The organism is Paracraurococcus ruber, from assembly GCF_004353985.1.
Classification (GTDB): domain Bacteria; phylum Pseudomonadota; class Alphaproteobacteria; order Acetobacterales; family Acetobacteraceae; genus Paracraurococcus; species Paracraurococcus ruber.
Genome location: NZ_SMOA01000366.1, coordinates 1 through 4,427 on the forward strand (window position 1 = coordinate 1; position 4,427 = coordinate 4,427).

Below are 4,427 nucleotides of genomic sequence, written 5' to 3' on the forward strand. Positions count from 1 at the left end.
GCCGGCCTACGGCGCGTGAAGGAGCGCCGGCCGAAGAATCTTCAAGGGTATCAGAGAGATGTCGCCATGCGGCTGCCAGGTCTCTGAGGGAAAGGATGCAGAATGTCGCGCGATCGCCGCGGCGCCCGCGAAAGCAGAACATCGCCCCGCTGTACGGATCCTGCGCCAGCACGGTCTGCACCAGCGCCGCCAGGCCATCGAAGCCCTTGCGCATGTCCGTCACGCCGCAGGCCAGGAACACCCGCGTGCCGGGCGGCGGGCCGAGCATCAGCGGCCGCCCAGCTCGGCCAGCACCATGCGCAGCGTCGCCGCATCAACCGCGCCCGTCACCCGGATGCTCGCGCCGCTCGGCAGCACGATCTCCAGGCTGCCAGCCGTCTCCATGGCCGCTGGGATCGCCGGCAGGGCGGGCAAGGCAGGCGGCGGCTCCGGCACCACCTCGACTGGCGCGAACCCCGCCATGGCCGTCGCCAACAACTGCTTGCGCCAAGTGTAGAGCTGGCCCGTGCTCACCCCGTGCCTGTCCGCCACCGTCTGGATGACAGCACCAGGTTCCAGGCTCTCCCGGACAATCCGGAGCCGGTCCTCCGTCGGCCACTCGCGCCGGCGGACCGCACGGACGCGGACCTCAACGGCAGGGTCAGATCCCGCTCCGGGACCGCTCTTACTACGGTCGTATGAGCGGCCTGCGAGTGGTCCGGAGGAAAGTGTGTCGTCGGGCATGCCCCCGGAATCGGCGATGCCCCGTGGTCACCGCAAGGCCGGGATCGGCTGCCGCTTACTGAGGTTCTGTGGATTGCCCATGAGCAACAGGTGTCCATCGGGCGGAGTCGCGCGAGCGACTGCCTCGGCGGCGACATTGCCCGTCGCGCCGAGCCGATTTTCCACGAGGAAGGACTGCCCGAACCGCGGGGTGAGCCGCTCGGCCACCGCGCGGGCCACGAAATCGAGTGGGCCGCCAGGCGCAAAGCCCACCAACAGGCGGACCGGGCGGCTTGGGTAGGTCGCCGCATCCTGCGCCATTGCGAGATGCAGAGAGCTGCCGGCGGTGCTGAGAGCAAGGGTGAGGGTGGATCGGCGCGTGATGTCCATCATGGAATGCTTCGCCTTCCTAGTGGGGTTGCGCTGGATGGAGCACGGCAGAGCCACTGAAGTCGGGTGGAGCGCCAGGCTCCGGATTGTAGACTTTGCTTTGTGCGACGCCTTCTCAACGGATCGGCGTGGGCCGTTCGGGATTGGTGCCCCGCACCGCCCAGGCGGTGGCGGCGTAAGAACGGGGACCGTCGGCCTCGCCGTCCAAGTAGGCGCGGCGGACATGCTCGCGCAGGCGCGCGATAGCTGAAGCCCCAAGCCTGCCCACGTACTCGGCGGCCGGTCCTTGGCCTGTGAGGTAAGGGCCCCAGTAGTCCGAGAAGTCGGCAAACTCCATGCGGATGGTCAGGGCGGTCTCGCGGATGTCGAGGATGCCGGCCTCCCTCCAGACGGCGGCCAGTGCGCCCGGCCGCGTCGTCGGCCGCGTGCAATGCTCGATCCGCAGCACGTCAGCCGCCGGATCCAGCACCGCAGCCGTGTCGAGGAACAGCCGTTGCGCGACACAGCCGCCGCGTGCGTCCCAGGAAGCTGCGGCGACCACGGCGCCGGACCGCGCGACACGGCGCATCTCCGCCACTGCCTTGGCAGTATTCGGCACGAAGGGCAGCACCAGCATCGAGAGGACACCATCGAATCTGCCGTCTGGAAAGGGCACGGAACAGGCATCGCCCACCCGGAACTCGATGCGCGGGTCGCTGATCCCGCGTCGCGCGTGATCCACGTAGGCGTCGGAAACGTCCAATCCAACGATGCGGCTGGCGGCGTACCGGCCCGCGAGCGCGCGCGTCAGGCTGCCCGTACCACAATCCAGATCGAGGATGCGCCGGCCACCGTCGAAGCAAACGAAATCGAGGAAGAGTACGGCAAGACGCCTACTCCAGCGGCCCATCTGTCGCTCGTAGGCGTCGCCGTCGGTGGCGGAGAAGGTTGAGGAAGCAATCACCTGGTCCTCCGGGGGCGGCCGCAGCGCATTGCCTCGCGGAAAAATATGGCGGTTCCCGGCGCACACCGTCCAATACGCGATCCTGCTGGATATTGATGCCGGTTCGGCATAAGCAGCATGGATGGACCTGCGCCATGCCCGGACCTTCGTTGCAGTGGCCGAGCTCGGCACCGTCTCCCGAGCGGCCGAGCAGCTGCGAATCGCGCAACCGGCTCTGTCCCGCCAGATCGGCGACTTCGAGCGGGAGCTCGGGATCAGGCTGTTCGACCGCATCGGCCGCCGCTTGGCCCTGACGGGCGAAGGCGAGCAGCTTCTGGGCGACTGCCGGGCACTGCTGGCTTGTGCCCTCGCGGTCAGGGAACGTGCACGGCTGCTGCAGCACGGTGATTCGGGAGTGCTGAAGGTGGCGTCATCGCCGCAGCAGATCGAAGGTGCAATTGCACCGTTCCTGGTGCGGTACGCCGCGCAGTACCCGAAGGTTCAGGTGAAGCTGACCGAGGTGCTGGGCTGGCCTGCTACCGCCGCGAAGCTGGAGCGCGGCGAAATCCACCTTGGGCAGAACCTGATAGGCGCTGTACCGCCCGACGATGCGCGCTTCGCATGCCGTCCGTTGGAGCCGGTCGACCTACTTGCAGCCTTCGGTCCGTCGATCCTGCGTGAAAGCCGCGGCGAGATCGAGATCGGCCAGCTTGCACAGTACCCGCTGCTGGTGGTCGACACCGATCACGTGTTTCGTCGCCACTTCGACGCAGCGTGTCGCCTTGCAGGCATCCAGCCGAACATCACCTTCGAGAGCCGCGCCCCGCATACCCTGTTGGCCATGGCCGAGAATGGGCATGGCGTCGCCATCATTCCAGCGGCATTGCGCACCGATCGATACAATCTGCGCATCACAGCCATTGTCTACCGCGGCGAGCCGGTGCGAGTGCAGCCAGCAATCTACTGGGACAAGCGACGATCGCTGCCGCGCTACGCCGAGGCGTTCTGTGACATGCTCGGAGCGTATATGCGGGAGGTGTTCCCGATAACGAGGCCGACCGAGCTCAGCGCGATGCGATGCTGAGGAGCTCGGGTGTCGCGATGAAGATGCGACATTGAGCCTGCGGAGCGAATGCGGCATCGCGCCCTGAACGTCGCAGTCTGCTTATCCGATATGCCCGTTCATTAGCCTTGCCACGAGTGTGAGGATGCGTCGGGAGGTGGCGAAGAGGTTGATGGTCTCCCATCCGATCATCATCAGGCCAAGGATGACCAGTGCCGGTGCCTGCCTCTCAGCCCGATGCAGCAGGCCCGCCACGCTGGCCGGCAGCGGCGCATGGAAGGCGAGCAGGGCAATCCCAGCACCAGCTGCGAGACCGGCCAGAATGTCCGAAAGGTAGTGCACGCCGAAGTAGACGCGCGGCGCGCAGACCACGATCAGCGACCAGGCCAGCGCCGCCAGCCCAAGCCGGCGCGAGACCATCCAGACCGCGACAACGATCGACGCTGCGAGCATGGCGTGGTCGGAGGGCATGGAGCTCCAATCACCGAGTTCGATGGCGTAGTCGGTTGGCGGGAACAGCGCCTCGCCGAGGGCGAACCGGGGCCGGGCGCGCATGGGAAGCAGTATCTGTGACAGCCGCCCTGCGACCAGGGCCAGCAGGATCCCGAGCGCGCCGCGAGTGACCAGGTCCGGGCTGCGCAGCAGTCCGGAGCCGGACCGCGGCTGCAGCCAGCTGTACAGCAGCAGCAGCACCAACGGGCCCATCTTCATGGTGTTGGCCCGCAGCACCAGGTCCAGGACAGAGGTCAGCGCCTGCCCGGAGTTTGTCCCGAGCCAGTACGGATTGATCAGGCCGACCGCGGCGAGGTCCATAGTGTGCAGTAGGTCCATTAAGGGCACCCGTTCTGACATGTGAACGGATTGCCGATACGCTGTCACCGAAACGTCGCATAATCACGGTTTGGGCATTTAGGTTGAGAACCATAAGGTGACATGCACCTGTTGCGTTTTAGAGCGTCTAACAGAACCACCGTTGGACGAATCGCCAGGCGATCATGGCTGATGCGAGGGTGAGAAAGGCGGCGTGGATGTCGGCACGGCGCTCGTAGCGGATCGCCAGCCGGCGGAACTGGCCGAACCAGGCCAGGGTGCGTTCCACGACCCACCGATGTCGACCCAGCCTGGCGCTGCTCTCGATGCCGCGGCGTGCGATGCGCGGCTGGATGCCGCGGCGGGTCAGGGCCCGGCGGCAGCGGCGGTGATCGTAGGCCTTGTCGGCGTGCAACTTGGGCTCTGGCGCAGGTTTCGTGCAGGTTACGTCGCCGCTATCGGTGCGACCAGCCGCGCCCGCAGTAGGTCGAGCTTGCCTCGGCCGTACATCTGCCGCCGGAGCATCTTGAGCTTGGTGAT

General features: G+C 66.7%; 7 protein-coding genes. 1 reads left to right on the plus strand and 6 read right to left on the minus strand.

Features of this window, described 5'->3' with window-relative positions:
* The 4 genes from tnpB to E2C05_RS29110 form a co-directional block, all read right to left on the minus strand.
* A partial coding sequence (gene tnpB, locus E2C05_RS29095; protein ID WP_133223119.1) for an IS66 family insertion sequence element accessory protein TnpB occupies positions 1–268 on the minus strand: 268 nt, incomplete at its 3' end.
* Positions 268–723 carry an IS66-like element accessory protein TnpA gene (tnpA, locus tag E2C05_RS35285; protein ID WP_133223120.1) on the minus strand — a complete coding sequence of 152 codons (456 nt, stop codon included), beginning with the start codon at positions 721–723 and terminating at the stop codon, positions 268–270. The genes tnpA and tnpB, both read right to left, overlap by 1 nt.
* Positions 724–750: 27 nt before the next feature.
* Positions 751–1,095, minus strand: coding sequence for a Bug family tripartite tricarboxylate transporter substrate binding protein (locus E2C05_RS29105; RefSeq protein ID WP_133223121.1), 345 nt, complete (start codon positions 1,093–1,095; stop codon positions 751–753).
* 112 nt (positions 1,096–1,207) lie between these two features.
* Positions 1,208–2,035: a class I SAM-dependent methyltransferase gene (locus E2C05_RS29110; RefSeq protein WP_200306495.1), complete on the minus strand. Its 828-nt coding sequence runs from the start codon at positions 2,033–2,035 to the stop codon at positions 1,208–1,210.
* Between the two features lie 121 nt (positions 2,036–2,156).
* Between E2C05_RS29110 and E2C05_RS33560 the strand changes: the two genes are divergently transcribed.
* Complete coding sequence (locus E2C05_RS33560) at positions 2,157–3,098, plus strand: LysR family transcriptional regulator (protein WP_158292449.1); 942 nt, start codon at positions 2,157–2,159, stop codon at positions 3,096–3,098.
* Positions 3,099–3,179: 81 nt separating this feature from the next.
* Here the strand turns inward: E2C05_RS33560 and E2C05_RS29120 are convergent, their stop codons facing one another.
* Together E2C05_RS29120 and E2C05_RS29125 are read right to left on the minus strand one after the other, a co-directional pair.
* Positions 3,180–3,890: a phosphatase PAP2 family protein gene (locus E2C05_RS29120; protein WP_158292450.1), complete on the minus strand. Its 711-nt coding sequence runs from the start codon at positions 3,888–3,890 to the stop codon at positions 3,180–3,182.
* A gap of 145 nt (positions 3,891–4,035) precedes the next feature.
* The coding region (locus E2C05_RS29125) for a transposase (RefSeq protein WP_408901638.1) at positions 4,036–4,427 on the minus strand (392 nt) is incomplete at its 5' end.

What these genes read in the sequence shown, in the direction of transcription:
- tnpA (WP_133223120.1), bottom strand. Translation starts at nt 723, where the DNA reads ATGCCCGACGACACACTTTCCTCCGGACCACTCGCAGGCCGCTCATAC.
- E2C05_RS29105 (WP_133223121.1), bottom strand. Translation starts at nt 1,095, where the DNA reads ATGATGGACATCACGCGCCGATCCACCCTCACCCTTGCTCTCAGCACC.
- E2C05_RS33560 (WP_158292449.1), top strand. Translation starts at nt 2,157, where the DNA reads ATGGACCTGCGCCATGCCCGGACCTTCGTTGCAGTGGCCGAGCTCGGC.
- E2C05_RS29120 (WP_158292450.1), bottom strand. Translation starts at nt 3,890, where the DNA reads ATGGACCTCGCCGCGGTCGGCCTGATCAATCCGTACTGGCTCGGGACA.